The organism is Yersinia sp. Marseille-Q3913, from assembly GCF_963892745.1.
Classification (GTDB): Bacteria; Pseudomonadota; Gammaproteobacteria; order Enterobacterales; family Enterobacteriaceae; genus Yersinia; species Yersinia bercovieri.
Genome location: NZ_CAWQAF010000062.1, coordinates 1 through 1,869 on the forward strand (window position 1 = coordinate 1; position 1,869 = coordinate 1,869).

The following is a 1,869-nucleotide window of genomic DNA, read 5'->3' on the forward strand; positions in this document are numbered from 1 at the left end:
GCATAGGCCGTTCCCCTAGTCTGATAACCCGGAGCGAATGTCATGAGCAATTTTAATATCGTCCAGGGGAACTGAGTTTATGTCAGTTACATAACATGCATGATTGGCCTGCGCGGTTTAATGTAGATGGATATGCCCTAGACTGCGAGCAGCTGGCGTGTCTTTAAGTTATTGGCTGGCCTGCCTAGAGCGGGCCTGTTTCCTTTATCCAGGGATGTGAGTACTGATTTTCCAGGCTACGGACATGACCTGCCTCGAACCGGCCATGTCCGAGGTGACAATATCGACACTATCCTCGTTTGCAGTCAGGCATACCGCCCTATGGGCGGGGGTTTTAAATAGATTTTGTGTCGTTTGGGGCTTACGCCGTAGCCCGAACGTAGCCGGGCCGCTGCGCCAGCAAGGGTTCGCTATGCCCGTATCCTCACCCGTTCGCACTCATCCACTCAGTGTTCTTCCCGTTGCCCGCTCGTTCAATATTCACTCGCTGGCCATCCAGTCCACTTCGCTCCTTCGCTTGCGCTGCGGCTTCCGGTAGCGCCCCTGCATCCTCCACTTTGCGCCCGTCTGTCGTGTCGGCACGGCGTAAGCCGGTGTTGTTATCCCACAACCTGCGGAGGAGTTTACATGAGCACGATTTCACCTGCTGTCTATGTCGGCACGTACCATAAATACAACTGTGGCAGCATTGCTGGCCAGTGGTTGGATCTGACTGATTTTGACAGTGAAGAGGATTTTTACGCCGCTTGCAGCAAGATACACTGCGACGAGTCTGACCCAGAGTTGATGTTTCAGGATTGGGAAGGAATACCGTCAAAGCACGCTTCTGAATCCCATGTTGACTGGACATTTATTGAAGCGTTCAGACAAGCTGGGGAAGAAGGGCGGAGCGAGGCATTTGTGGCTTGGGCTGAATACTCAGGAGAGTGTGATTTCGATAGATTTCAGGATGCATATATCGGGGAGGCGGGAAGTGAGGAAGACTACGCCCGCGAATACGTGGAGGAATCTGGTCTACTCAGTGAAGTTCCAGACTGTCTTCAGAATTATATCGACTTTGAAGCATACGCGCGGGATCTGTTTACCAGCGGCCTGACTTTTTATAATGGTTTTGTTTTCACATCCTGACACTGTAAAGCGGCAGGAAGAACCTTGCCGCTAAGGACATTTCATGCAACTCAAACCAGAAAGCCGTGACATCCTCAGACAGTATAAAAACCTGATCAATGAGCGTAGAAAGGCCAATGAACTGGACCCCGTCACTACCGCGCAGATTGTCGATTCAATGTGTGAATATTTAACGTGGCAGGCATCAGTTTACATTTGTAACCAATTTATCATTCAGGGTGGTAGTGGAAAACTCCCGGATGCATAAAGAACCAGGCAGGGGGGGCTGCCAAATGCCGAGCAAAACCCTGGCAGGCTTCGCCTGCCGTAATGCGCCTAACGGCGCTACGCGTACTGATTCTTAGCATATTTTTGATAGCTTATAGCGACTCAGTGAACCGCAGAATATCAATGGAAACAAATAGCTAAAATTTTATATCTGACTGTTATTTATTGAATTTATAATGATTGGTTTCATTATTCGACTGGTGAAAGTAGACCCAAAAACCTTGCTTGCCACCTCCGGCTGCTGACCGGCTGACGCCGTTCAACAGTCGAGCCACACTCCGCCAAGCAGTGGCTACGCCCCTGCAGTCTCCGCCGAACCCCTACAGGTTTCGGGCCATTCGGCTAGTGTCTGATGGATAACGTCAAATTCCACCCCGCAGCTGGCTATTGCCAGCGCCATCACCGCCCCGGCGATAACCCCTCCGGGGCTGCAAGGACGCCACGCCGTTTCGTCGTGTCGCGGTGTGTGCATTC

The 1,869-nt window shown here is 51.4% G+C and carries 4 protein-coding genes; 2 read left to right on the forward strand and 2 right to left on the reverse strand.

Features of this window, described 5'->3' with window-relative positions; translation table 11 throughout:
- Positions 1-424: 424 nt before the first annotated feature.
- Positions 425-610 carry a hypothetical protein gene (locus AACW11_RS17225; protein WP_186369361.1) on the reverse strand — a complete coding sequence of 62 codons (186 nt, stop codon included), beginning with the start codon at positions 608-610 and terminating at the stop codon, positions 425-427.
- Positions 611-627: 17 nt separating this feature from the next.
- Here AACW11_RS17225 and AACW11_RS17230 point away from each other — a divergent pair, with 17 nt between their 5' ends.
- Together AACW11_RS17230 and AACW11_RS17235 are read left to right on the forward strand one after the other, a co-directional pair.
- Positions 628-1,128, forward strand: coding sequence for an antirestriction protein ArdA (locus tag AACW11_RS17230; protein ID WP_145496259.1), 501 nt, complete (start codon positions 628-630; stop codon positions 1,126-1,128).
- A 43-nt stretch (positions 1,129-1,171) separates the two neighbouring features.
- Entirely contained in the window at positions 1,172-1,375 is a 204-nt protein-coding gene (locus tag AACW11_RS17235) for a hypothetical protein (RefSeq protein WP_145560260.1), read from the forward strand.
- Between the two features lie 312 nt (positions 1,376-1,687).
- Here AACW11_RS17235 and AACW11_RS17240 read toward each other — a convergent pair.
- Positions 1,688-1,869 (reverse strand): hypothetical protein (locus AACW11_RS17240; RefSeq protein ID WP_145560257.1); only part of this gene is annotated, 182 nt, incomplete at its 5' end.